The sequence below is a fragment of the Anaerotignum faecicola genome (assembly GCA_024460105.1).
In the GTDB taxonomy this organism is placed as follows: domain Bacteria; phylum Bacillota; class Clostridia; order Lachnospirales; family Anaerotignaceae; genus JANFXS01.
In genome coordinates, this window is record JANFXS010000117.1 from 1 (window position 1) to 543 (window position 543).

Consider the following 543-nt stretch of genomic DNA (forward strand, 5'->3'; position numbering starts at 1 on the left):
GCCGTAATAGCCAGAAGACTCTCTAGCAGCATCGCCCCAAAGGATACCGGAAGCATATTTTTTTCATTCTTAATCTGTTTGGAAGCCGTTCCCGAGGCTACCAGGGAATGAAAGCCGGATACAGCGCCGCAGGCAATGGTAACGAACAGTGCCGGGAATAAATATGAGACGCTTCCGTTTGCCGCAGTCAGCTTGAAGGCTGTAAAGGACGGCAGATTCATGGATGGATTATACACGCAGATGCCCAGAACCGATCCCACAATCATGGCAATCAGCAGATAACTGTTTAAGTAATCCCGCGGCTGCAGGAGGGCCCAGACCGGAGTCACACAGGCAATAATCACATAGATAAATACGAAAATCAGCCAGGCGCTCTGCGGAACATAGACAGGAAATGCCAGACCCAGGCCAACGGCCAGAAAGAGAAGCGCAATCGCAAACAGCGTATTAAGCATCTTGGGAAATTTCGTATACTTTAAGTAGAAGCCCAGTCCCACTGCAAATGCAATGAACAGAAGCGAGGTCGTTGCGACCGCTCCGTTG

1 protein-coding gene is annotated in these 543 nt (G+C 50.1%); it reads right to left on the minus strand.

The genetic code is table 11. The features are described from left to right. On the minus strand, positions 1-543 hold a 543-nt coding region (locus tag NE664_13035), incomplete at both ends, for a carbon starvation protein A (protein MCQ4727557.1).